21 protein-coding genes and 1 pseudogene are annotated in these 23,505 nt (G+C 45.4%); 10 read left to right on the top strand and 12 right to left on the bottom strand.

Annotated features, from left to right (window positions below; translation table 11 throughout):
• Together L5M38_RS19240 and L5M38_RS19245 are read right to left on the bottom strand one after the other, a co-directional pair.
• Nucleotides 1-189 (bottom strand): helix-turn-helix domain-containing protein (locus tag L5M38_RS19240; RefSeq protein WP_263179487.1); only part of this gene is annotated, 189 nt, incomplete at its 3' end.
• A gap of 57 nt (nucleotides 190-246) precedes the next feature.
• A pseudogene (locus L5M38_RS19245) lies at nucleotides 247-477 on the bottom strand (glutathione S-transferase N-terminal domain-containing protein); the annotation flags it as partial.
• Nucleotides 478-715: 238 nt separating this feature from the next.
• Between L5M38_RS19245 and L5M38_RS19250 the strand changes: the two are divergent.
• Genes L5M38_RS19250 through L5M38_RS19265 form a run of 4 tightly spaced genes read left to right on the top strand, consistent with a single transcriptional unit; the run spans nucleotide 716 to nucleotide 2,958 of the window.
• Nucleotides 716-1,018, top strand: a complete 303-nt coding sequence (locus L5M38_RS19250) for a c-type cytochrome (protein ID WP_006083821.1) — start codon at nucleotides 716-718, stop codon at nucleotides 1,016-1,018.
• Nucleotide 1,019: 1 nt separating this feature from the next.
• Nucleotides 1,020-2,246 carry a sulfite oxidase gene (locus tag L5M38_RS19255; protein ID WP_263180045.1) on the top strand — a complete coding sequence of 409 codons (1,227 nt, stop codon included), beginning with the start codon at nucleotides 1,020-1,022 and terminating at the stop codon, nucleotides 2,244-2,246.
• The gene (locus L5M38_RS19260; protein ID WP_263180046.1) at nucleotides 2,246-2,629 is read left to right on the top strand and encodes a cytochrome C; all 384 of its coding nucleotides are present in this window, start codon (nucleotides 2,246-2,248) and stop codon (nucleotides 2,627-2,629) included. The genes L5M38_RS19255 and L5M38_RS19260 overlap by 1 nt, the downstream gene beginning before the upstream one ends.
• A complete protein-coding gene (locus L5M38_RS19265; RefSeq protein WP_263180047.1) occupies nucleotides 2,626-2,958 on the top strand; it encodes a c-type cytochrome in 333 nt (110 codons plus the stop codon). Before L5M38_RS19260 ends, L5M38_RS19265 begins: the two co-directional genes overlap by 4 nt.
• A 94-nt stretch (nucleotides 2,959-3,052) precedes the next feature.
• On the opposite strand, the gene L5M38_RS19270 is transcribed toward L5M38_RS19265, so the two are convergent.
• Nucleotides 3,053-3,973: a biotin-dependent carboxyltransferase family protein gene (locus L5M38_RS19270; RefSeq protein WP_263180048.1), complete on the bottom strand. Its 921-nt coding sequence runs from the start codon at nucleotides 3,971-3,973 to the stop codon at nucleotides 3,053-3,055.
• 333 nt (nucleotides 3,974-4,306) lie between these two features.
• On the opposite strand from L5M38_RS19270, the gene L5M38_RS19275 reads away from it, so the two are divergent.
• Nucleotides 4,307-5,335, top strand: a complete 1,029-nt coding sequence (locus tag L5M38_RS19275) for an HDOD domain-containing protein (protein WP_263180049.1) — start codon at nucleotides 4,307-4,309, stop codon at nucleotides 5,333-5,335.
• 101 nt (nucleotides 5,336-5,436) lie between these two features.
• Here L5M38_RS19275 and glyS read toward each other — a convergent pair whose 3' ends face one another.
• Entirely contained in the window at nucleotides 5,437-7,506 is a 2,070-nt protein-coding gene (gene glyS / locus L5M38_RS19280; protein WP_263180051.1) for a glycine--tRNA ligase subunit beta, read from the bottom strand.
• Nucleotides 7,507-7,516: 10 nt separating this feature from the next.
• Nucleotides 7,517-8,422: a glycine--tRNA ligase subunit alpha gene (glyQ, locus tag L5M38_RS19285; RefSeq protein WP_006084781.1), complete on the bottom strand. Its 906-nt coding sequence runs from the start codon at nucleotides 8,420-8,422 to the stop codon at nucleotides 7,517-7,519.
• A gap of 117 nt (nucleotides 8,423-8,539) precedes the next feature.
• Here glyQ and L5M38_RS19290 point away from each other — a divergent pair, with 117 nt between their 5' ends.
• On the top strand, nucleotides 8,540-9,136 hold the full coding sequence (locus L5M38_RS19290) for a DNA-3-methyladenine glycosylase I (protein ID WP_263180052.1): 597 nt from the start codon (nucleotides 8,540-8,542) through the stop codon (nucleotides 9,134-9,136).
• 190 nt (nucleotides 9,137-9,326) lie between these two features.
• Here the strand turns inward: L5M38_RS19290 and L5M38_RS19295 are convergent, their stop codons facing one another.
• The 6 genes from L5M38_RS19295 to fadB form a co-directional block, all read right to left on the bottom strand.
• The gene (locus L5M38_RS19295; RefSeq protein ID WP_263180054.1) at nucleotides 9,327-12,515 is read right to left on the bottom strand and encodes an amidohydrolase family protein; all 3,189 of its coding nucleotides are present in this window, start codon (nucleotides 12,513-12,515) and stop codon (nucleotides 9,327-9,329) included.
• 243 nt (nucleotides 12,516-12,758) lie between these two features.
• Complete coding sequence (locus L5M38_RS19300) at nucleotides 12,759-13,205, bottom strand: MOSC domain-containing protein (protein ID WP_113941403.1); 447 nt, start codon at nucleotides 13,203-13,205, stop codon at nucleotides 12,759-12,761.
• Between the two features lie 48 nt (nucleotides 13,206-13,253).
• The gene (gene tusA / locus L5M38_RS19305; RefSeq protein ID WP_105250817.1) at nucleotides 13,254-13,499 is read right to left on the bottom strand and encodes a sulfurtransferase TusA; all 246 of its coding nucleotides are present in this window, start codon (nucleotides 13,497-13,499) and stop codon (nucleotides 13,254-13,256) included.
• A 175-nt stretch (nucleotides 13,500-13,674) separates the two neighbouring features.
• Complete coding sequence (locus tag L5M38_RS19310; RefSeq protein WP_113941402.1) at nucleotides 13,675-14,841, bottom strand: diguanylate cyclase domain-containing protein; 1,167 nt, start codon at nucleotides 14,839-14,841, stop codon at nucleotides 13,675-13,677.
• Between the two features lie 239 nt (nucleotides 14,842-15,080).
• The gene (gene fadA, locus L5M38_RS19315; RefSeq protein WP_006083808.1) at nucleotides 15,081-16,244 is read right to left on the bottom strand and encodes an acetyl-CoA C-acyltransferase FadA; all 1,164 of its coding nucleotides are present in this window, start codon (nucleotides 16,242-16,244) and stop codon (nucleotides 15,081-15,083) included.
• A gap of 22 nt (nucleotides 16,245-16,266) precedes the next feature.
• A complete protein-coding gene (gene fadB / locus L5M38_RS19320) occupies nucleotides 16,267-18,417 on the bottom strand; it encodes a fatty acid oxidation complex subunit alpha FadB (RefSeq protein ID WP_263169489.1) in 2,151 nt (716 codons plus the stop codon).
• Between the two features lie 490 nt (nucleotides 18,418-18,907).
• Between fadB and pepQ the strand changes: the two genes are divergently transcribed.
• The 4 genes from pepQ (at nucleotide 18,908) to hemG (ending at nucleotide 22,934) form a co-directional block, all read left to right on the top strand.
• Nucleotides 18,908-20,230, top strand: coding sequence for a Xaa-Pro dipeptidase (pepQ, locus tag L5M38_RS19325; RefSeq protein ID WP_263180055.1), 1,323 nt, complete (start codon nucleotides 18,908-18,910; stop codon nucleotides 20,228-20,230).
• Between the two features lie 27 nt (nucleotides 20,231-20,257).
• Nucleotides 20,258-20,872, top strand: a complete 615-nt coding sequence (locus tag L5M38_RS19330) for a YigZ family protein (protein ID WP_168827579.1) — start codon at nucleotides 20,258-20,260, stop codon at nucleotides 20,870-20,872.
• 77 nt (nucleotides 20,873-20,949) lie between these two features.
• Entirely contained in the window at nucleotides 20,950-22,407 is a 1,458-nt protein-coding gene (locus L5M38_RS19335) for a TrkH family potassium uptake protein (protein ID WP_105250821.1), read from the top strand.
• A gap of 2 nt (nucleotides 22,408-22,409) precedes the next feature.
• The gene (gene hemG, locus L5M38_RS19340; RefSeq protein ID WP_168827577.1) at nucleotides 22,410-22,934 is read left to right on the top strand and encodes a menaquinone-dependent protoporphyrinogen IX dehydrogenase; all 525 of its coding nucleotides are present in this window, start codon (nucleotides 22,410-22,412) and stop codon (nucleotides 22,932-22,934) included.
• A 63-nt stretch (nucleotides 22,935-22,997) separates the two neighbouring features.
• Here hemG and L5M38_RS19345 read toward each other — a convergent pair whose 3' ends face one another.
• Nucleotides 22,998-23,306 carry an ArsR/SmtB family transcription factor gene (locus L5M38_RS19345; RefSeq protein ID WP_105250823.1) on the bottom strand — a complete coding sequence of 103 codons (309 nt, stop codon included), beginning with the start codon at nucleotides 23,304-23,306 and terminating at the stop codon, nucleotides 22,998-23,000.
• Between the last annotated feature and the right edge of the window lie 199 nt (nucleotides 23,307-23,505).

Here is a 23,505-nt window from a genome sequence, read left to right on the forward strand (position 1 = left end):
GGTGTAATCGGCAAGGTGATTACGTACAGTGCTTTCATGAATGCGTAATGCTTGAGAAATCATTGCCGGGGTCCAGCCTTCGGATGCAAGCAGTACTGCTTTGATGCGGTCACGAATACGCCCGTCACGCGTTTGAGCATGCTGGGTCTCTAGGACTTGTTTTTGTTCAGGAGTAAGGAGTAGTTTCATAATCGTTAGCTTGATCCTCATTTCACTGAAAATCAAGCATCTTCATTGATCACGGGTATAGGTGTCATTGAGGTATTCACAAATTGATAGTGAATCCCATACCCTAATGTCACCATCGACTAATGTCGGTACTTTTAACGTCGGCGAAATGGCTTTGAGTTGCTGATAGAAGCTGTCGGTATCGAGTTTCAGTAATACTTCGTTGAACTGCACGCCAGATTTTGCGGCCATTAACCAAGCTCGCAGTGACCAGCTAGAGTAATTTTTATTGCCGATATAAAGATCCATTGTTTGTCCTTGAGTGAAATGCAGTGTTTCTGCAAAGCTACTATATGGACTCATTTCACCTATGACTAATGAATATTTTACCCTTTCTACATCCGCTAATACGCGTCATTTCTCTTGAGCTTACGAGTCACTTTTATTGAATTTAAACGACCCACAGCATTGAGATAATTTAACCATATCTTAATTACTTTGTTCGATGGATTCTGTCGAGATAAAGGCTAATTGGCGAGATAAATGGATGTGGCAGCGAGTGATTTACCCCGTAAGTGCACTGATTTTTATGCTATCGGCGGTGGCAAACGCCGATGAGGCAAATAAGTTATTGAATATGTGTAAGGCCTGTCATGGCGAGTCCGGTGTGAGTCGTTTTGAGCATATTCCTAATATCGGATGGCAAAACTCAGAATACCTATTGAAGCAACTGCGAGCCTTTAAGGCGGGGAATCGCCAAGATCCCACTATGACTAAAGTCGCCCAACTCTTGACTGAGGCTGATATGCAGCTGATGGCGGATTATTTTTACCTCGGAAAGGATAAATAACATGGATCTTAATCGTCGGGTTTTTATTAAAGGTGCGGTAGCGACGTCTGTGTTATCTGCCTTACCCGTTAAGTGGGTATTTGCCGATCAGCTTCCCGCAGCCGTCACTCCTCTGGATATATCAGCATTAACTTGGACTAAGGCTGAGGATTTACCAAGTTATTTCAAAGTATTAAACACTCATCCACTGAATGCGTTTCCGCCGGAGCATAAACTCGCTCCTGCTGTGACGCCTGCTGATGCCTCATTTATCCGTTGGAATGGCATAGTGCCCGATTTTAAGGCGCTGGATGCTAAGACTTGGACTTTTAAAGTGGATGGCGAGTCTGTTGCTACTCCGAAAACCTACACAATTGATGAACTTAAGCGTCGCTTTAAGCATTACACACTGCAGTTACTGATTGAATGTGGCGGTAATAGTCGCTCTGGCTTTTTTCCTAGTACTAAAGGCAATCAGTGGAATAATGCCGGCGTATTTTGCTCCGAGTGGACAGGTGTCTTAGTGAGTGATGTGCTTAAGGATTGCGGTATTAAAGCTGATGCTGTTTACACAGGCCATCACGGTGTTGATCGGCATTTGAGCGGCAAAGGTGAGGCGATTTCACGAGGCGTACCAATAAAGGCGGCGCTCGAAGAGCTTGGGCTTATTGCATGGTCGATGAATGGTGAGGACATTCCTTATCTACATGGATATCCCTTACGTATTGTGTTTGGTGGACGGCCAGGATCCGTTTCGCAAAAAGCAGCGACGGGGATCAGTGTGCGTAATAAAGTCCATGATGGGCATAAAATGGAAGCGCCAGCGTATCAACTCCCTAAATATCCCATAGCGCCAGGTGAGTCTGTTGATGATAAAGACTATAAAATCATTGAAGAAATGATAGTGAAGTCATTGATCGCTCACCCCCAATCTGGAACCGAATTAGCTGTAGGTCAAAAGATGGCTATCGCAGGTCATGCTTGGGCGGGATTGCGGGAAGTGGTTAAGCTGGAAGTCAGTTACGATTATGGCACTCGTTGGTTTGCCGCTGAATTAGAAAAACCTAAAAACATAACAGCATGGCAGCAATGGAAGATTGAATTGCAATTACCGTCGCAGGGCTATTATGAAATCTGGGCAAAAGCGACCGATAGTGAAGGTGATAGTCAGCCTGTCGTACAACCGCAATGGAATCCTAAGGGATATATGTTTAACGGCTGCCACCGTATTGCCGTTAGGGTGGTGTGATGAAGTCACATATCAATAAACTGATATTGCTTGGGTTAGTGGCATCCAGTATTTCGCTAGCTGCTGAGTATCCAGTGGACCCTAAATCGGGTTTGATCATGGCTCCTGGCTGGGAGTTAGTGAACTATCAATGTAATGCCTGCCATACCAGTATGATAGTCGTGCAAAACCACGGCGATAAAGCCTTTTGGAAAGAGACTTTGCAGTGGATGATAGACACTCAGGGTTTATGGGACTTGTCGGATACTTGGGAGCCCACCTTGAGTTATCTAAGCACTTATTATGGTCAAGCTGAAATGGATATGACGATCTTCAGGCGTCTACCTTTAGAACCGAGCCTGCAGCCTGCGCTAGTTAAACCTTTCCCTAAGGAGCCAAAATGAAAGCGATTATAAGTTTGATTGCGCTATGTGGCTTATCCACAGAGGTTAATGGAGAGGTTTATCAAGCAGATATAGAGCGAGGTCAGGCATTGGCTACGGCACAGTGTGAGTCATGCCATGGCAATGCGGTGATCGCTATGGCCAAGCAATTCCCAAACTTAAAGGGACAAAAATTAGCTTATCTTAATAAACAGCTCGTCGATTTTAAAACCGGTTTACGACTCGATCCTTTGATGCAATCACAAGTCAGCGCGTTAAGTTCTGAGCAATTACAAGATGTGGCGCTGTTTTATAGCCAGCAAGTTACACCGAAGCTAAGTGCGAATTAGCGCGAGTATATAGTGTGTTATTTGAATTAAACCGATATGGGCTTTAGTTGGGATATGGGGTGATATTTTGTAGATTTGATTATGCAGTGGTTCGTTAACCTAGGCTACGTTGTAGTCGGTAGAAGTAATCATGCCATTCCGCTTGCGCCGTTGCCGCTTGTTCATCGTCGACTAATTCGAATGTTACTGTTTGCCCTGGGCGAGTTTGGGCAAGCTTCCAAAGATCGGCTTCAATAATTACGGCTATTTGCGGATGACTGCTGGTGGTCTGCGCATCGGCAAGTAACACGAGTGGTTGCCCTGAAGCGGAGACTTGAACCACTCCGGGCGTGACTGTGTGTGATTGCACAGGGAATGGCTTCGCCAATGTTAACGTATCACCTTTGAGTATTGCACTTGCACGATTGCTTTCTGCCGACAGTTGCCACTGTGTTTGCCAGAATGTTTGCTGAGATTTCAACGAGAAGGCTTGAGTGTGCTTGGTCGCGAGTGCGCGAATATGCCCATCCCAACTTTTTTGAATTGCGCCAACTTGCCTTCTTAGTGGATGAGCTGAACCTAAGGTCAGGCGATCGCCCGCTTCTAATGCGCGGCCATGAAATCCACCGATACCTGAGGTTAAATCGGTAGCGGCAGAATTCATCACTAGCGGTACTTTAACGCCGCCATCAACGGCAATATAAGCACGCATGCCTTTATTTCCCCCTCTAAGACTGAGTTTTTGCCCTGCCTTAATGGAGTAACGCCAGCCGCAAACTATGGGCTTATTATCTATACGCGCATCGAAATCGGCACCGGTTAAGGCAATCCAAGCGTCGCGTTTAAACAAAAAAATCGATTGGCCGAAGGTCAATTCTAATACGGGTGTGTTATCTGGGTTTGATAATAGGCGGTTTGCTAAACACAGGGCAGGTCTATCTAAGGCGCCAGCTTGGGTTACACCTAAATGTCGGTATCCCATGCGTCCGAGATCTTGAACTGTGGTTAGTGCACCCGCTTTTATTACCTCGATCATCAAATTTTCCGTTGTTAGCTCGCGAGTAGATTGTTAATCCCTTAAAGGGAGACAAAATACGTATCCCTTTATAAATGGTAGGCATATTGTCAGTTAAATGATGCTGAAATGTAAGTTTTTTGAGGTTTCAACTTGTAACCAAGATTGTCTTTGTAAAAGCAGTAATGGTGGGATAGAAGAAGTCCGAAATGAATTGAATATGTTACACTTAAGCTAAGTATTAGCCTGTCTACAATGTCTTAATACATGGCTTGAGCTGATCAAAATGGATTTATGATGGGCAATATTTAACTGACTTTTTAACAATTATTTATAATGACAGGTTGATGCTTCTTGATTAAATCACTTTTTAATAAACTCTTTAATATTCGCGATACGACGACCGTTGAGAGACCCAAAAGTTTTTCAACGACGGACTTAGGTAAGTCGCTTGAACCTGCTAAACCTCTCGAAGACATTAGCGTGGTATCTGTCGATTTATCTGCACTCTTTTATAGTTTGTTATTTCCGACACGGGTTAAGGACACTGGTGGTGTAGCGAATAATCTTGAACGTCGTGTAATGGCGGAGATAGAGCAGGCCTTAGCATCGCCACAAGTCATCGCCGAAAAAGTGTTAAAGCTGCCGTCAAAGGTATTGGAGTTAGATCGTAAGTTGGCCGACCCACAATTTGATATTAAGGATCTATTAGCGCTTATCGAGCGAGATCCTTTATTGAGTGTGGAGGTGCTTAAGCTGTGTAATTCTCCCGCGTTTAAACGTAGCGATAGGGATATCACCAGTTTACAGCAGGCTTTGGTACAACTTGGCCGCGAACAGTTGAGAAAGTTTGTCACCACTTGTCTAGTGCGTGAAATGTTGGATATCAAGCCAATTTATTTTCGTCGTTTCGGCGCTGAAATTTGGCGCCATTCGATGCAGGTTGCTTTTCTCGCCAGTGAGTTAAGCGATGAAGATCAAGATACGGCTTTTTTATTGGGCCTATTACACGATGTCGGCAAGTTGGCCATTTTTAAAATGCTACTCGATGCGTTTGTACAGGCAGAGCCGGGAGAACAGCCTAATTCTGGATTATTTAGACAAGTGATGACGACGAAATCGTTAACCTTGAGTTCATTGCTTGCTAAGCATTGGCAGTTACCCAATACCTTTGAAACAGAATTAGACAAGCTTGCCAGTGTGAACTCGCGCCCGCAAGCTGGGCTAGCCGCTGTGGTATGGCGGGCGAATGTGATCAGCGAGATTTCTATGCTGCATCAAGCAGGGCAATTGTCCCCTGAGATTCTGGCGAATTTACTGCAGCAAGTTAATTTAGATCAAACTCAATTTGATGGCTTACATCAAAAACTACTGCAGTTTTGATTGGGCCATGTAATACGTTTGATATAAGAAATCAGGGCAATAAAAAACGCGCTAATGAGCGCGTTTTTTATAAAGCGATAATTTAAAAAACGTTAGTATCGTTATTGCAGTAGTGATATATCCGCTACGTGCAGGAACTGCTCGCGTAGATTATTCAACAATGCTAAACGATTGTTTTTCAAAGCTTCATCATCCGCCATAACCATTACATCTTCGAAGAACTGATCGACGCTTTCACGTAGGGCAGCTAACAAAGTTAAGGCCTGTTGGTAATCAGCATTGGCAAACAAAGGTGCCAACTGTGGTTGTAGTTCGTTCAATTTGGCCGCCAATGCTTGCTCTGCCGCTTCGGTCAACAAACTTGCATTGATCCTTGTCGGTAAAGCGCCTTCAACCTTAGCCAGAATGTTAGATACACGTTTATTCGCTGCTGCAAGTGCGCCAGAAGCTTCTAAGCTTCTAAAGTGTGATACCGCATTGATACGACTATCAAAATCAGCTGGGCGTGTTGGGCGACGTGCTAGCACTGCTAAGATCACATCAACACCAATACCTTTATCTTGATACCAAGCGCGGAAGCGTGCCATTAAGAACTCTAACACTTCGTCGCTTGCATTGGCGTTGCTTAAGTTAGTACCGTGGAGCTCCTGAGCTTTAGCTATCAGTGTTACTAAGTCCAGTGGCAGTTTATTCTCAACGATAATACGCAGCACACCGATGGCGGCACGGCGTAGGGCAAAGGGATCGGCAGCGCCTTTGGGTGCTTGGCCAATACCAAAGATACCGACTAAAGTATCGAGCTTATCTGCTAATGCGACTGCGCAAGATACGCCAGCACTAGGCACTGTATCGCCAGAGAACTTAGGCTTGTATTGCTCTTCCATTGCAACCGCAACCGCTTCGGTTTCACCATCGAGGCGGGCGTAATGCATACCCATAGTGCCTTGAGTGTCGGTAAACTCCATCACCATATTGGTCATCAAATCGGTTTTAGATAACAAACCTGCACGGGCTGCATCAACCGCATTCGCGCCAGTTTGTCTGGCAATAAAGGCGGCTAGGGCAGAAATACGATTCACTTTGTCTTTTAAGGATCCGAGCTGCTGTTGGAACAGGACGGTTTCAAGACTCGGTAAACGCGATTCCAGCGTGTGTTTTTTATCGGTATTAAAGAAGAATTCGGCGTCGGCAAGACGTGGACGAACGACTTTCTCATTACCAGAGATAATTTGTGCAGGATCTTTAGATTCGATATTGGCCACAAAGATAAAGTTTGGCAGTAACTTGCCTGCATTATCAAAGACTGGGAAGTATTTTTGGTCGCCTTTCATGGTATAGACCAAAGCTTCAGACGGTACACTTAAGAATTTTTCTTCGAAGCTGGCGGTCAATACTACTGGCCATTCAACCAAAGAGGTGACCTCTTCAAGCAGGCTATCTTCGATATCGGCTGTGCCACCAATCTTAGCGGCGGCTTTTTCGGCATCGGCTTTGATTAATGTTTTACGGCTTTCGTAATCGGCGATGACTTTGCCTTTTTCTTTTAGGTCGGCAAGGTAGTGATCAGCGTGTGCTAATTCAAACTGCTTGAGCCCCATAAAGCGGTGACCGCGAACAGTGCGTGCCGATTTGATACCCAGCAATTCACCTTCAATCAACTCACTGCCTAACAACATAGTGGCTGTGTGCACAGGGCGAATAAATTGGGTTTTATTATTGCCCCAACGCATTGGCTTAGGAATGGGCAATTTATCGAGTGCACGTTGAGCCATAGCAGCGATTAAACTTTTGGTTTCGACGCCTTCAACTTTGGCGTTATGGACTAACCATTCGCCTTTATCTGTAACTAAACGTTCGGCTTGTTCAACAGTAATACCATTACCACGTGCCCAACCTTCGGCGGCTTTAGTCGGTTTGCCTTCAGCATCGAATGCTGAACTCACTGCTGGGCCGCGTTTTTCAACGACTTTGTCAGCTTGTGCAAGGGCAAGTTCAGTGACGTTAATTGCCAGACGACGTGGCGCTGCGTACCAAACGGCTGAGCTGAACGCTAAATCGGCTTTGGTGAGTTCTTCAGTAAAGTTAGCTAAAAAGGATTCAGCCAGTTTACGCAGTGACTTAGGGGGTAATTCTTCCGTGCCTAACTCTATGAGTAAGTTTTCAAAATTCATGTTTTTACCTCTACTTACACATTGGGAAGCCAAGCGCTTCGCGTGCCTGATAATAAGATTCAGCGACCGCTTTCGCCATAGTACGAACGCGTAAGATGTAGCGTTGGCGCTCGGTAACTGAAATGGCATGGCGGGCATCGAGCAGGTTGAAGGCGTGTGAGGCTTTCATCACTTGCTCGTAGGCGGGCAGAGGTAAAGGTTTTTCTAGCGACAATAAATGCTGACACATTTTTTCGCACTGATCGAACAGGGTGAACATAAAGTCCACATCGGCGTGCTCGAAGTTATAGGTCGATTGCTCGACTTCGTTTTGATGGAACACATCGCCATAGGTGATTAGGCCTAGTGGACCATCGGTCCATACGAGATCATAAACGCTATCAACGCCTTGGATATACATTGCCAGACGCTCTAGGCCATAGGTGATTTCACCTGTGACTGGGCTGCATTCGATGCCGCCGACCTGTTGGAAGTAAGTAAACTGAGTCACTTCCATGCCATTAAGCCAGACTTCCCAGCCTAAGCCCCAAGCACCTAGTGTTGGTGATTCCCAGTTATCTTCTACAAAGCGGATATCGTGGATTTGAGTATCAATACCCAGTGCTTGTAGTGAGCCTAAATACAGCTCTTGAATATTGTCAGGTGAAGGCTTCAACACGACTTGGAATTGGTAGTAGTGCTGCAGGCGGTTAGGATTTTCACCGTAACGACCATCCGTAGGGCGGCGCGATGGCTGCACATAGGCACTGCTCATAGGTTCAGGCCCTAAAGAACGTAGGAAAGTTTGTGGGTGGAATGTACCAGCGCCGACTTCCATATCTAGAGGTTGAACAATTGCACAGCCTTGCTGTGCCCAATATTCCTGCAGGGTGAGAATGAAACCCTGAAATGTTTTTACGTCGTGTTTTGTCGTCATGTCTACTTGTCTACTGCCGTCAGCCTGAATAGAAAATGGGTTCGATTATACCTTGTAGATATCTGCTTATGTAGGTTATTTTTTACCTTCTTAATTAAAACAATAAGGTTATATACCATGGAAGAGATCCGCTGTGGCTGGGTAAGTGATGATCCCTTGTATCGTGAGTATCACGACAAAGTGTGGGGGCGACCTGTTTATGATCCAAAGGAGCTGTTTGCTAAGTTGTGTTTAGATGGTCAACAGGCCGGATTATCTTGGATAACTATCCTGAAGAAGCAACAAAACTATGAACAGGCCTTTGCTAATTTTGAACCTGAGATTATTGCTACTTTCGATGAGGCGAAAGTAGAGGAGCTCATGTTGAATCCCGGTATAGTGCGCAATCGCTTGAAGGTGAACTCTATCATCAAGAATGCTAAAGGTTATTTAGCCTATACTGCCGACGGGAAGGATTTCTCTGCATTTTTATGGAGCTTTGTGGGCGGAAAACCCATAGCTAATCAGATTACGGCAATGTCGCAGGTTCCTGCACAAACACCAGAATCTGAAGCCATGTCAAAAGCGTTGAAGAAACTCGGATTCAATTTTGTCGGCCCAACTATTTGTTATGCTTTTATGCAGGCGGTGGGTATGGTGAACGATCATCTTGTCGAGTGTATTTCCTATCAGGCCTGTGTCGATTCTTGTGCCGGACTGCATAACCACGAGTAACATTAATCGCAGAGCTTGCCTATGTTGAAGTAGGGGTTGGGACTTGTCGTGGTATTAGAAGCCTAGAGATAAAAAAGCATGTTCCACGTGGAACATGCTTTTTGTTATTCGCAGGAGTTAGTCATCACTCTTATAAAGTCTAAATGGCCTTATAGAAAAGCGACAATTTCATTTTGTCTTGAGGTCGAACTTAGAGTTTCTCAAAGAAAAACGGCTTACGCTGTTCTTTATCTCCATTAAGTTCATTCATAGTCTCTGCCTCAAATAACTTACCATTGACCATAGTATGAGTGACTTTGTCGGTGACTCGAATGTCGGCTAATGGATCACCATCAATAACGATCAAGTCTGCGAGCTTACCTTCTTTGATAGAACCAAGTTGCTGTTCCATGCCAAAGGTTATCGCTGGATTAATGGTGGCCGTTTTCAACACTTCCATATTGCTCATGCCGCCTTGGGCAAACATCCACATTTCCCAATGTGCCGCTAAACCTTCACGCTGACCGTGGGCGCCAATATTTGGGTGAACCCCTAACTTATTGAGCTCGTTAGCGACTTTTGCAACATTGAAATGATTGTAGTGGCCATCTGGAGCATGGGGGCGTCGCATTGATCTTGCTTGTAAAATATCGGCTGGCACATACATGGATAGGCGTGGATGGGCCCATACATCGGTTTTATCATACCAGTAGTTTTCACCAGAAATACCACCATAGGCGACCACTAAGGTTGGCGTGTAACCAACTTGAGTCTGGCTCCAAAACTGTTTGATATCGTTATAGATTGAACCAACGGGGAGCGAGTGCTCAATCGTAGTATGTCCATCGGCGACCATGCTTAAATTATGTTGCAGCAAACTGCCACCTTCAGGCACGACCATCATTTCAAGTTCACGCGCTGCGGCTATTACTTGCTGTCTCTGATTGCGGCGCGGTTGGTTATAGCTTTTTACGCTAAAGGCTCCAACTCTTTTCAGGCGTTCAAGATGAAACTTGGCATCATCGAGCGAGTCTATGTGCGACGTGTAGCCAGACGCATTGGCACCATAGAGTATGGTGCCGGTGGAGAATATTCGTGGGCCAACAATATTGCCTGCTTTTTGTTGCTCAGATGCGGCAAAGATTTCTGTGGTGTCATTCGATGGATCGTGAATCGTGGTGACACCCAAGGATAAGCCTGAATACAGTGCCCAGTTCTGTTGTGGCACGATTTCATCATCTGCTTGCGGTCCATGGGCGTGGGCATCGAATAGTCCTGGCATGATGGATTTGCCTTTGATGTCGATGATCTGCGCATCCTTAGGAATCGCAACATTGGCATCACCTACGGCGACAATATGATTGTCTTTGACTATGACCACACCATTATCAATCACTTGGTCATTTTCCATCGTAATCACTTTACCGCCGACGAAGGCGATTGTTCCACGTGGAACATCGGCCTTTTCGGTAAAGCCTAAATCGATAATGCTTGGTTGTGCCTTTTCACCTTTGTCGCGATATTGAGTGTCAACCTTGGCTTGGTACAACTCGGGGCCAAGAGTCCAATATAGTTGGTCGCTTTTACTGTTCCAACTGATACTTTCGCCCGCACGTGCACTCAATTGGCTTACGGGTAGATTGCTGGCATTGGGGCCAATCTCAACTGTCTCGCCGTGTTTAGCAAAAGGTGTTACCCAAACTTTAAAGCGTTCAGCAAAGGCGAGTTGCTCACCATCGGGTGAAACCCTAAATTCAGTTGCATGTTTGCTGCTGTAATGAACCCGCTTATCGAAGCCGTCTAAGTTGATCGATGATAATTGCGGCGTTTCATCTTCGCTGCTATTCATAAAAAAGATGCGATCGGCATTGGCACCGAATTGAGCTTGATAGCCATCGGTACTGATCTTGCTATTTTGTTTACCTTTAATATCGACTTTATATAGCCCGGGCTCCTGCGACCAAGTTCTTGGTGTGAGGTTACCGCCTTGAGTTTTACGATACACTACGAGTTCACCATCGGGTGAAAAGGTGGGTTCGACATACTTTCCTGGTTCAGATGTTAGCTGCTTAGGTTTGCCACCTTTGGCGCTAATCACTTGTACTGTGCCTTGGTCTTGGTCATTCCACGTGGTGAAAACAATATTTTTACCATCGCGCGACCATTGGGGATAAAGTTCTGCAATATTTTTGTCTAGATCAGTTAAGCGCGACATTCTGCCATCGGGTAAGGATTTTAACCAAATTTTCCCCAGTGCTTCGAAGGCGACTTTGCTACCATCCGGTGAGACTTGCGCCATACGTAGCATTTTTACATCGAAAACGTCTTTATCGATATCTTGCTTAAAGCGCACCGAGGGTTGTATGGCTAACTCAGTTTTTACACTAAAGGGGATATCTGTGAGTGTTTTATTAGCAACATTCAGACGATTAATTTTTCCCTTAGCCCAGAAGAAAATATCCTTGTTATCTTGTGTCCATGCCATTGTTGGATAGACGCCATGAATGGCCCAAGTCTCTTGCATATCACGGTCTAGCTCTCCAAACAGTTTAGTGGTTTCACCAGACTTAAGGTCGAGCAGGTAGAGTGAAGATTGAAAATCATCGCGCTTAATATAGGCGAGCTTAGTGCCGTCTGGGCTCGGCGTTGGCCGAATCGCACCACCCGTGCCTTCGATTAATACTTCAATCTCACCAGTTTGAGTATCGTAGCGTTTGATTTTATAGATACCGTTGACCGAATCCTTTGAGTAATGGAATGTTTTTCCCGGCGTGTCATCCTGACTAAAGTAGATATAGCGCCCATCAGGTGAATACGCGGGTTCACCTAAATCTTTCTCCTCATTCGGACGTTCGGTCAGTTTGACGCCTTCGCCACCCGCAACGTGGTATAGCCACACTTCGCCCGCACCTAAACTGCGGCTGGCGGTAAAGTGCTTGCGGGCAACCAGATACTGGGAGTCTGGGCTCCACGCTGGACTGTTTAGCAGCCTGAAGGTTTCTTGGGTGACGGTTCTTGGGTTTTTACCATCGGCATCCATAATCCAAATGTTATCACCACCATCGCCATCGGACGTAAAAGCAATGTGTTTGCCATCAGGGCTATAGACGGGCTGCATCTGCCAAGCTATGCCTTGGACTAATGGCTTAGCTTCACCGCCTGTTACTGGAATTTGGTAGATGTCACCGAGTAAGTCGAAGACGATATGCTTACCATCTGGACTGACACTTAAGTTCATCCAAGTGCCTTCATTAACATCAACTTTGACTTGCACTAAGGGAGCATTCGCTGGAGCGTTAACATTCCAAGTCGATTCTTTCGTTTCTGTGGCGTTAACTGCGAGGGTATTCATCCCAAGAGTGAGGGCAATATAAAGCGGGGTAAGTTTAGAGTTCAACATGTCACTTCCTGTTATCGTTCTTATGGGCTACATGAGCGGTATTAATCACAAGATAAAGTTTTGTTAATACTTGGTGTAGTTATCGCATAAATAGATAGGAAGGAAAACGTAAATACTGTTTCAATTGATGTTCGAGTTAGAAAGCTGATTTTTATATTAGGATTGGGACAACAGAAATAGAACCAAGTTATTTGGTTCTATTTATAGAGGAATATGGATAACTAGCTGAGATAGGTGATTGGATTAGCGAGGAAAGAAAATTGCTATCTCATCACCTAGGTGGATCATGGCATCATTTAATACCCTGCATGTTACACCTCCTCGCCAATCTGGGGTGAGTGCGGCTTCTAAACCAACATGTGCAATTTCCATTTTTTTACAGGGATCGGTCTCACCTGTAATTTCAAGTAGTAACTCACCAATCTGTAAATGTTTACCAACATCTGCACTGCTAAATACCAGACCATCAACGAGCAGATTTGCTCTGCGAGTCGTCCAAGGCAATTCTGCCTCAATAGCACGACAGGCTTGTTGCCATTGTAGTTTGGAAAGCACAGTGACTTGGCGTTTGCCAGGACGACCAAATACATCTTTCTCTACACCATTTAACTGGGTGACATTGGCACAGAGAACCTCATTCATTGGGCCGCGCTTTACAGTTTTATAGGCAATTGCCAGCAGTTTTGGCATAGTTCCTCACATCCTTTTTTAATGATTAAGTCGCTAAAACGATACGACTTAAAGTCCTTTTTTGATCAAATATTGGTATGGCGTCTGAGCCGTTTCGCTGGCGATAAGCGTGTGATCCATAAACTCACAGAAGCTTGGAATATCGCGTGTCGTTGCAGGGTCATCGGCAATGATCAGCAGTGTCTCGCCAGCAGCCATTTGTCTTACCGTTTTACGCACCATCATTACAGGTTCTGGGCAACGTAAGCCAAGTGCATCGAGCCTATGCTGTGCGGTTGAGAAAGCGTCGTTCATATTACCTCTACTGAACGGTTAAGCAGAATTAGCTAATGTTACTCCAGCCCCCATGATAAACCAAGTTGGCGGTCGCAATTTGTGATGTGGTTTGATTGGTGTGCTTTTTGTCGTTAGCAAGGCTAGAGATAAAATGTTCCACGTGGAACAAACTTATGGCTGATGGTAATTAATATTACTCAACGGCTTTATCAGCAGCGCTTTGAGATTGAGAGATTGGATGGATAACTGCAGTACTATTCTCTGGTGCTAAATCATTTGCAGCTGCCATAGTTTGTTGCTGCAATTTGGACGCCCGTTTGTAGCTATACATTTTTTGATCGGCTTTATGAATTAAGCTATTGGCTTCTTCGTATTCATAGGGGCCTGTATCTGTAATGCCAAAGCTTAAGGAAATATTGTTTAGACTGAGTTTTATTTTTTGATTAAACCGAGTGATGAAATTCTCGCGAGCTTGTTCCTCACGACAGTTAGGCATGATGATACAGAACTCATCTCCACCATATCGAAAACAATGATCTTCAGCACGAGTGGTTTCTTTAATCGCTTTTGCGACAGCACAAAGTACTTCATCACCTGATCTATGGCCTTGAGTGTCATTAAATAATTTAAAATCATCTACATCTAAGTAGATGACACACACTGGCTCGGCGCGTCTTTGGGCAGCTCTGAGTATGCGAGTTGCGGTTTCTTGTAAGTGCCTTACGTTGAGCAAACCTGTTAAGGGATCGGTTTGCGAGAGTTCTTCTAACTGCTGGGTCCGCTCTTTGACTTTACTTTCCATGCTTTGGGCATATTTCTCAGCCTTATCTTTAGCGTTCTCAATCTCGGAGACTAAGCTGCGAATATAAGTATCGAATACTAGTGTGACATCAAACAGCACGAGTTTATCAATTGCGGCTCGAATACGTTCAGCTTGACGTACATCTTGTACTGAGCCGTTGATCACTGCATAGATCAACTCCTTGAGTGTGTGCACCGCAGACAGGTAAAGTTTGGGCTCAACACCAATGCGTTTATGGACTAACCCAATCCGCAGGCGATTGTTTACGTACTCAAGATCATAAACACCATTAAATAAATCAAGCACATATCTTCTCTGTGCGGTACGTAGGCGGGCAAGGGTGTCTGAGTCTCCAATCAAGAGCGCAATTTCTGACACACTGGTTTGTAAGCCGTAAAAGTCGTCGACGATTTTATCTATGTTTTCTTCAATGATGGGCTTAAAGGATTGCAGGGCCTTTACGTCCGCCCCTGTAAAAGAGAAGAGCGCCTTACGAGACTCGATCTCCAGCTCAGTGATCCGCATTTGTTCGAAAAGGGTCTGTTCCGTTTGTAGCATCTGGCATTCCTCTGGTAAAACAACGAATTGCATCCTTGCACTACACTGCCTAGATTTGGCTGATGATTGCTGCCACTTGTCGTCCACAATAGCCAGTAATGCCCTTGTAGTTAAGTCGATAACGGACTGATTTTCAAATGAACAGCAGAAGAAATGAGAAATATTAATATTTACGATGGCAGAATATTTGGCATAAAAAAGCCGGAACAAGTTCCGGCTTTGATTATTTGAGTAACGAATTAAACGCGTTCGAACACGGTTGCGATACCTTGGCCTAAACCAATACACATGGTCGCTAAACCTAAGGTCGCGTCTTTGTCTTCCATCAAGTTGATCAGCGTCGTAGAGATACGCGCACCTGAACAACCCAGTGGGTGACCTAGTGCAATCGCGCCGCCGTTGAGGTTGATTTTGTCGTCAACCACATCCGCTAAACCTAAATCTTTCACACAAGGTAAAGACTGAGCTGCAAACGCTTCGTTCAGTTCAATCACATCTAAATCGGCAACTGTGATACCGGCACGAGCCAGCGCTTTTTGCGTGGCAGGAACAGGGCCGTAACCCATGATAGCCGCGTCACAACCCGCAACCGCCATAGAGCGAATACGTGCACGAATTGGTAAGCCAAGTGCGCGCGCTTTAGATTCTTCCATGATCAGCATGGCTGAAGCGCCATCAGACAGTGCAGAAGAAGTACCTGCAGTCACAGTGCCGTTGACTGGATCAAATACCGGACGCAGTGCTGCTAGAGATTCCATTGTGGTTTCTGGGCGGATCACTTCGTCTTGCAGGACTTTAATTAAGGCACCGTTAGCATCGTGACCTTCAATGCCATAGATTTCCTTGGCAAAACGGCCTTCAACTGTGGCTGCATAAGCGCGTTGATGAGAACGTACCGCAAAAGCATCTTGCTGCTCACGGGTAATACCGTGCAGTTTACCTAGCATTTCAGCAGTTAACCCCATCATGCCAGAGGCTTTTGCCACGTTATTAGCAAGACCAGGGTGGAAGTCGACACCATGGCTCATAGGCACATGGCCCATGTGTTCTACGCCACCAATAATAAAGGTGTCGCCCATGCCAGTCATAATCGCACGCGCCGCTTGATGGATAGCATCCATTGATGAGCCACACAGGCGGTTAACCGTCACAGCGCCAGCGGTTTTTGGAATGCCGGCTAATAGTGAAGCATTACGGGCAATGTTGAAGCCTTGCTCTAGGGTTTGTTGCACACAACCCCAAATCACGTCTTCAATTAGGTTTGGGTCGAGTTGCGGATTACGCAGCAACAGACCTTTCATCAATTCGGCAGACAGAGTTTCTGCACGTACATTACGAAATACGCCAGCCTTTGAGCGGCCCATCGGAGTACGAATACAGTCTACGATAACAGCTTGTTTCATGATTAAATTCCTTTCCCGCTAATTAGGCTTGGTAGTAGCTACCGTTATTGGCTGCTAATGTACGCATCGCATCTGTGACTTGATACAGACCGCCCAAGTGAGCATATTTGTCTGCTAAGGCCACAAAGTTTGCGACACCCATGGTATCCAAATAACGGAACACGCCGCCTCTGAATGGCGGGAAACCTAAGCCATAAACTAGGCCCATATCCGCTTCGGCTGGTGATGCGACAATACCTTCTTCTAAACAGCGCACGGTTTCGATGATCATAGGGATCATAGTACGGGCAATAATGTCATCGGCTTCAAAGGCTTTTAACTCGCCAAAGGCAGCTTTCAATAGGCCGTAGCTCGTAGGATCGACATCTTTCTTCGGTTTACCACGGCTATCGACTGAATAGACATAGAAACCTTTGCCATTTTTCTGACCAAGACGTTTGTTCTCAAACATCACATCAATCGCATCAGTGCCTGATTTACCCATGCGATCAGGGAAACCTTCAGCCATAACGGCTTGGGCGTGATGACCTGTATCTAAACCCACTACGTCGAGCAGGTAAGCAGGGCCCATTGGCCAACCGAATTGTTTTTCCATCACTTTGTCGATTGCAGCAAAGTCGCCACCTTCGGCAAGTAAGCCGTTAAAGCCTGCAAAGTAAGGGAAGAGTACGCGGTTAACGAAGAAACCCGGGCAATCATTAACAACGATTGGGGTCTTACCCATTTTGCTGGCATAAGCCACAACAGAGGCGATGGTTTCTTCAGAGCTGTGCTCGCCACGGATAACTTCGACCAAAGGCATTTTGTGCACTGGGTTGAAGAAATGCATACCGCAGAAACGCTCAGGTTTCTTCATGCTCTTAGCGAGTAAGTTGATTGAAATTGTTGAGGTGTTTGACGCGATAATTGCATCTTCACTCACATAACCTTCAACTTCGGCTAAAACCTGTGCTTTGATTTTTGGATGTTCAACAACGGCTTCAACGACAACATCACTGTGTTTAATTGCGGCATAATCTAACGAAGGCGTGATGTTGTTTAGCACTTTGGCCATTTTTTCTGGCGTTGAACGGCCACGGGCGACTTGGGCAGATAGCAGTTTAGCGGCTTCATTGAGGCCTAAATCTAAGGCTGGCTGGGCAATGTCTTTCATGACAATCGGTGTGCCTTTGCTGGCGCTTTGGTAAGCTATGCCGCCGCCCATAATGCCTGCACCTAATACGGCCGCGTTGTTGACTTCTTTCGCTAACTTGCCGGCTTTCTTCGCTTTACCTTTAACAAATTGATCGTTAAGGAAAATACCGATAAGTGCCTTAGCAACGTCAGTTTTAGCGAGCTTGATAAAGGCTTGATGTTCGATTTGTAATGCTTCAGCACGACCTTTAGTCGATGCTTGCTCAATTACGCTTACTGCAGCCATTGGTGCAGGGTAGTGTTTACCCGCAACAGCAAACACCATGCCTTTGGCTGTGGTGAATGACATCATAGCTTCAAGTTTTGGCAGTGTTAGTGCAGACAGTTTACGGTTACGACGTGCTTGCCAATCCAGCTTTTCAGCAACAGCATCTTTCAGCATTTGAATCGCAGCAGCTTCTAACGCTTGCGGTGCAACCACGGCATCAACAGCGCCGACTTTCAGTGCATCTTCAGCGCGTTGGTCTTTACCGGTCGTGATCCACTCAAGTGCGTTATCTGCACCAATCACACGTGGCAGACGAACTGTGCCGCCAAAACCTGGGATGATGCCGAGTTTAGTTTCGGGTAAACCGATTTTGGCTGTGGTGTCTGCGATACGGAAATCCGTTGCCAGAATGGTTTCACAGCCGCCACCTAAGGCAAAGCCTTTGATTGCTGATGCAGTTGGGAAAGGCAAGTCTTCGAGTTTGTTGAAGACTGCATTAGCTTGTTCAACCCAAGAGAGCAATACGGCATCATCTTGTGCGAACAGGCCTAAAAATTCGGTAATGTCGGCGCCCACAATAAAGGTATCTTTACTTGAGGTCAGCACTAACGCTTTGATATTGGAATCTTGCTTGATGCTGTCTAATGCCGCATCGAGCGAGGCGAGGGTTTCTCTGTCGAATTTGTTCACCGAACCGGGTGCGTTAAAGCACAGCTTGGCAATATTATCCTCGAGTAACTCAACTTGAATTGTAGGACTTTGGTAGATCATTGCTTGCTTCCTTTTGGCTTAAAAGTGATACCCACCATTATGTGTTGGTGCTAGTACGACTCTCTATCTCACAGCAGCTTCGGCCATCATTTGACCAGTTGTGTGCCAGTGTGCTTCGAAATTCGATAAATTACAACACCCAATTTAAACGACTGTTTAATTTCTTGTCGGCTAGAGTGATTTTTTACCTTTGTGATACACTGCACAGAGTGTAGAACACCTAGAATGCGTTAAATCACTTTGCGGATAAATAGGTCTTTGTGGCTGTTTTCCTTAGACGTTTAAACGCTGTAGCCATGCTAGGGTTGAATAGAATTATTAAAAATAATCATGATGTTATCGCTTTAATGTTCTTTATTCAGCAGCCATGTATTTTAGATTGAGTGACAGTTTAACGTTTTGATTGAATCTGTTGTTCATGATCAGATTAAGATTATGTGGGCAAATTTGGCTCATAATATTAACTTTTATTCATTGCAGGAGATGACAAATGGATCAGTTGGCTCATCACTATCGTGCCCATATTGCCGAGTTAAACCGCCGAGTCGCAGAGATTTTGTCTCGAGAAGCCTTGTCTGGTTTAGTGATCCATTCGGGTCAGCCGCATCGGATGTTTTTGGATGATATCAATTATCCCTTTAAAGCAAACCCGCACTTCAAGGCATGGTTGCCTGTGTTGGATAATCCGAATTGCTGGTTAGTCGTCAATGGTCGCGATAAGCCGCAGCTGATTTTTTATCGTCCTGTGGATTTTTGGCACAAAGTATCCGATGTGCCGGATATGTTCTGGACCGAGCATTTTGATATTAAGCTGTTAACTAAGGCCGATAAGGTCGCTGAGCTGTTACCTAAAGACACAGTTAATTGGGCTTATTTGGGTGAGCATTTAGATGTAGCCGAAGTGCTGGGTTTTACCAGTCGCAATCCCGATGCTGTGATGAGCTATTTGCATTACCACAGAACCACTAAAACTGAATATGAGCTGGAATGTATGCGCCGCGCCAACCAAATTGCGGTGCAGGGACATTTGGCGGCTAAAAATGCGTTTTATAACGGTGCGAATGAGTTCGAGATCCAACAGCATTATTTATCTGCCGTGGGCCAGAGCGAAAATGAAGTGCCCTACGGCAATATTATCGCTCTTAATCAAAATGCGGCGATTTTGCATTACACCGCGCTCGAGCATCAAAGCCCTGCGAAACGTTTGTCTTTTCTTATCGATGCGGGCGCGAGCTACTTTGGTTATGCGTCTGATATCACTAGAACCTATGCATTCGAGAAGAATCGTTTCGATGAGTTGATCGCTGCGATGAATAAGGCGCAGCTGGAGCTTATCGACATGATGCGCCCCGGCGTGCGTTATCCTGATTTACACTTAGCGACTCACGCTAAAGTCGCGCAAATGCTATTGGATTTTGATTTAGCCACGGGGGATGCCCAAGGTTTGGTTGATCAAGGCATTACCAGTGCTTTCTTCCCCCATGGTTTAGGCCATATGTTAGGTTTACAAGTACATGACGTGGGTGGCTTCTCCCACGATGAGCGCGGTACCCATATCGCGGCGCCCGAGGCCCATCCATTCCTACGTTGCACCCGCATTTTAGCGCCAAACCAAGTGCTGACTATGGAACCTGGGTTATACATCATAGATACTTTGCTCAATGAGCTTAAACAAGATAGTCGTGGCCAACAGATCAATTGGCAAACGGTTGATGAGTTAAGGCCTTTTGGCGGTATTCGTATCGAAGATAACGTCATAGTGCATCAAGATAGAAACGAGAACATGACCCGTGAGCTCGGCTTAGCCGATTGATGTTTGAAAATAGATTAGGGCGAATTCGTGCTCGAAAGTTATAACGTTCCCTGTGATGAAATCGTCATTGAAGAAGAGATAAAGCATAGTCGCTTTATCTCTTTTCTCTTTCATTGCGATAGTGTCGATAAATTAAAGTTAGTACTTACTGACATAAAGCGTGACTATCCCGGCGCAAGCCACTATTGCTCAGCTTTTGTTGCTGGCGCACCGGATGATAGCGTCTTGATTGGTTCGAGTGATGACGGTGAGCCCGCTGGCAGTGCAGGCCGCCCTATGTTAGCTGTGTTGCAAGGGGCACATATTGGCGAAGTTGGCGCTGTTGTCGTGCGTTACTATGGCGGTACTAAGCTAGGCGTAGGTGGACTCGTTCGGGCTTATACGTCGGGCTTAAGGCAAGGCTTGATTCAATTACCGACGCAACTCAAACAGTTACGGTATCCCGCCAAGTTGCATTGTGATTATGCGCAGCTGCGCGATGTCGAGCATCTATTACAGCAAGTGGATGCCGTGATCATTGATAAGCAATTTGCCGCAGCAGTCGATATTGTGTTTGAGATAGGGCGAGAGCAACAGGCATGGCTTTGTGAGTCGCTGGCGACACTGAGTCAAGGAAGTTTGAGGCCCGAGTTTGAGCTGTGATGCCTGCGTAAATTATGCCAAAATAGCCCAAATGCTGAAAATACCTTTACAGCCAATGGAATAATTGAACTCGCGTAATGCAATATAAAACCATAATTAGAATCATAGGCCTGCTGATTGGTTTATTTTCAATCACTATGCTGCCACCAGCACTGATCGCTGTTTGGTATAACGATGGCGGCGGCACGGCGTTTATGCAGGCATTTTTTGTTAGCCTATTTATTGGTTTTTGGCTCTGGTATCCGAACCGCCACTGCAAAGAAGAATTGCGTACGCGAGAGGGCTTCCTGATTGTCGTGCTGTTCTGGACTGTACTGGGTTCTATTGGTGCCTTGCCGTTTATCTTTTCGAGTCAGCCAGACTTAAGCTGGACAGACAGCTTCTTTGAATCTTTTTCTGCGTTAACCACCACCGGAGCCACTGTCATTGTCGGGCTCGATTTTTTACCTAAGGCCATTTTGTTTTACCGCCATATGCTGCAATGGCTTGGCGGCATGGGGATTATTGTGCTCGCTGTGGCTATTTTACCTGTGCTCGGTGTGGGAGGAATGCAGCTTTATCGCGCAGAAATTCCGGGGCCAGTGAAAGACAGTAAGATGACCCCACGGATAGCCGAAACCGCTAAAGCACTGTGGTATATCTATTTACTGCTAACGATTTCCTGCGCGACGGCTTATTGGTGGGCGGGCATGAGTATTTTTGACGCCATTTGTCATTCATTTTCGACCATAGCCATCGGAGGTTTTTCGACCCACGATGCCAGTATGGGCTATTTCGATAGTCCTACTATTAATCTTATTTGTGTGTTCTTTTTAATTGTTTCTGCGGTTAACTTTAGCGTGCATTTTGCGGCATTTTCACGACGTGGGATTAACGTTAGAGTCTATTTTAAAGATGCTGAATTTAAGATGCTTGTGGCGATTCAACTTATTCTCACAGCGATTTGTTTCTTCACGCTTTATCGTTCTGGTATTTATGATTCGCCAGAAGAAACCTTAGATCATGCTTTATTTCAGGCAGTTTCAGTTGCCACTACGGCTGGATTTGGCACTGATAGCTTCCATCTGTGGCCATTATTTTTACCCATACTATTAATGTTTTCGAGTTTTATCGGTGGCTGTGGTGGCTCAACTGCGGGTGGGATTAAGGTCATTCGAGTAATTTTACTGCTGCTACAGGGTTCACGTGAATTGAAACGACTCGTTCACCCTAAGGCAATGTTTTCGATTAGGATTGGCTCTAAAGCCTTACCCGACCGCGTGGTTGATGCTGTTTGGGGATTCTTTTCTGCCTATGCGCTGGTGTTTGTGATTTGTATGCTTGCACTCATGGCGATGGGATTAGATGATATTACGGCTTTTAGTGCCACGGCGGCATGCTTAAACAACTTAGGTCCAGGTTTAGGTGAGGTCGCGAGCAATTATGCCAGCATTGGTGATGGAGCTAAGTGGGTATTGGTCGTGGCTATGCTGTTTGGTCGCCTCGAAGTATTTACCTTACTGATTTTGTTTACGCCAACTTTTTGGAAGAATTAATCATGCAGACGTTAATAATCTATTCGACGATAGATGGCCAAACATTGGCAATTTGCCAAAAAATGAAGACGATTGCTGAACAGGCGGGAGAGCAGGTTTCGCTCGTCACATTAGAGCAGGCGGAAGCGTTGAGCTTAGTGGATTTTGATAAAGTGCTGATTGGTGCCAGTATTCGCTATGGTAAACATAGACCAGAGCTTTATCAGTATGTGAACCGCCACCATGCAGTGCTAGATACTAAGATTAATGGTTTTTTTACCGTTAACGTAGTGGCGCGCAAACCCTTAAAAAATACGCCTGAAACCAATCCTTATATGCAAAAGTTTCTCAAGCTTTCACTGTGGCAACCCCAGCTGTTAGAAGTGTTTGCGGGCAAGATTGATTACCCTAAATACGGTTTCTTCGACCGGACCATGATACGTTTTATCATGTGGTTGACTAAAGGGCCAACGGATATCACTGGCACTTTTGAGTTTACCGATTGGGCAAAAGTCGATGCCTTCGGTAACCGTTTTAGCCAACATTAAAAACCATTAAGCCCTAATCACTTGCAAGAGGTTAGGGCTTAAATTTAGGCTAATTTTGCAGTGTTAGGCTGCGCAGTAGCGGCTATGCAGAATCGAAATCACTTGGGTGACTTGCTCGTTCTTGAGTTTATAGTAAACAATCTGCGAGCTCTTACGGGTATCCACGAGATCTTCTGCGCGTAATACGGCTAAATGCTGGGATAGGGCCGACTGGCTTAATGGCACTGTGGCGTTGAGCTCGGTTACGCTTAACTCTTTGTCTAGTAATAGACATAAAATCATTAGGCGATAAGGGTTCGCTATGGCCTTGAGCCATTTAGCCGCACTTTCCGCATTAGTTACCATTGCATCTACATCTATGTCATTTTGCATAAGGTCACTCACTTTATCGCTTTTGATTAGATAATTCTAATTGAACACATGTGTTTACGCAATCATACTGCTCGGCAATGCAGATCTCAATTTTTGCATCTCAGAATATGAGATACGACTGATTTGTGATCCTATCAGAGGTTTATTTAACGTAACCTTGCCACAATGGTGGTATTACTCAGTGGATCGGGAATTGCCT

It is taken from the genome of Shewanella sp. SM101, assembly GCF_025654465.1.
In the GTDB taxonomy this organism is placed as follows: Bacteria; Pseudomonadota; Gammaproteobacteria; order Enterobacterales; family Shewanellaceae; genus Shewanella; species Shewanella oncorhynchi.

Coding starts and splice junctions, on each gene's coding strand:
- fadA (WP_006083808.1), bottom strand. CDS start 16,244: ATGAAACAAGCTGTTATCGTAGACTGTATTCGTACTCCGATGGGCCGC.
- L5M38_RS19260 (WP_263180046.1), top strand. CDS start 2,246: ATGAAGTCACATATCAATAAACTGATATTGCTTGGGTTAGTGGCATCC.
- L5M38_RS19265 (WP_263180047.1), top strand. CDS start 2,626: ATGAAAGCGATTATAAGTTTGATTGCGCTATGTGGCTTATCCACAGAG.
- glyS (WP_263180051.1), bottom strand. CDS start 7,506: ATGAATTTTGAAAACTTACTCATAGAGTTAGGCACGGAAGAATTACCC.
- L5M38_RS19345 (WP_105250823.1), bottom strand. CDS start 23,306: ATGCAAAATGACATAGATGTAGATGCAATGGTAACTAATGCGGAAAGT.
- fadB (WP_263169489.1), bottom strand. CDS start 18,417: ATGATCTACCAAAGTCCTACAATTCAAGTTGAGTTACTCGAGGATAAT.
- L5M38_RS19250 (WP_006083821.1), top strand. CDS start 716: ATGTGGCAGCGAGTGATTTACCCCGTAAGTGCACTGATTTTTATGCTA.
- glyQ (WP_006084781.1), bottom strand. CDS start 8,422: ATGACGACAAAACACGACGTAAAAACATTTCAGGGTTTCATTCTCACC.
- L5M38_RS19290 (WP_263180052.1), top strand. CDS start 8,540: ATGGAAGAGATCCGCTGTGGCTGGGTAAGTGATGATCCCTTGTATCGT.
- L5M38_RS19335 (WP_105250821.1), top strand. CDS start 20,950: ATGCAATATAAAACCATAATTAGAATCATAGGCCTGCTGATTGGTTTA.
- L5M38_RS19270 (WP_263180048.1), bottom strand. CDS start 3,973: ATGATCGAGGTAATAAAAGCGGGTGCACTAACCACAGTTCAAGATCTC.
- pepQ (WP_263180055.1), top strand. CDS start 18,908: ATGGATCAGTTGGCTCATCACTATCGTGCCCATATTGCCGAGTTAAAC.
- L5M38_RS19300 (WP_113941403.1), bottom strand. CDS start 13,205: ATGCCAAAACTGCTGGCAATTGCCTATAAAACTGTAAAGCGCGGCCCA.
- tusA (WP_105250817.1), bottom strand. CDS start 13,499: ATGAACGACGCTTTCTCAACCGCACAGCATAGGCTCGATGCACTTGGC.
- hemG (WP_168827577.1), top strand. CDS start 22,410: ATGCAGACGTTAATAATCTATTCGACGATAGATGGCCAAACATTGGCA.
- L5M38_RS19310 (WP_113941402.1), bottom strand. CDS start 14,841: ATGCTACAAACGGAACAGACCCTTTTCGAACAAATGCGGATCACTGAG.
- L5M38_RS19295 (WP_263180054.1), bottom strand. CDS start 12,515: ATGTTGAACTCTAAACTTACCCCGCTTTATATTGCCCTCACTCTTGGG.
- L5M38_RS19255 (WP_263180045.1), top strand. CDS start 1,020: ATGGATCTTAATCGTCGGGTTTTTATTAAAGGTGCGGTAGCGACGTCT.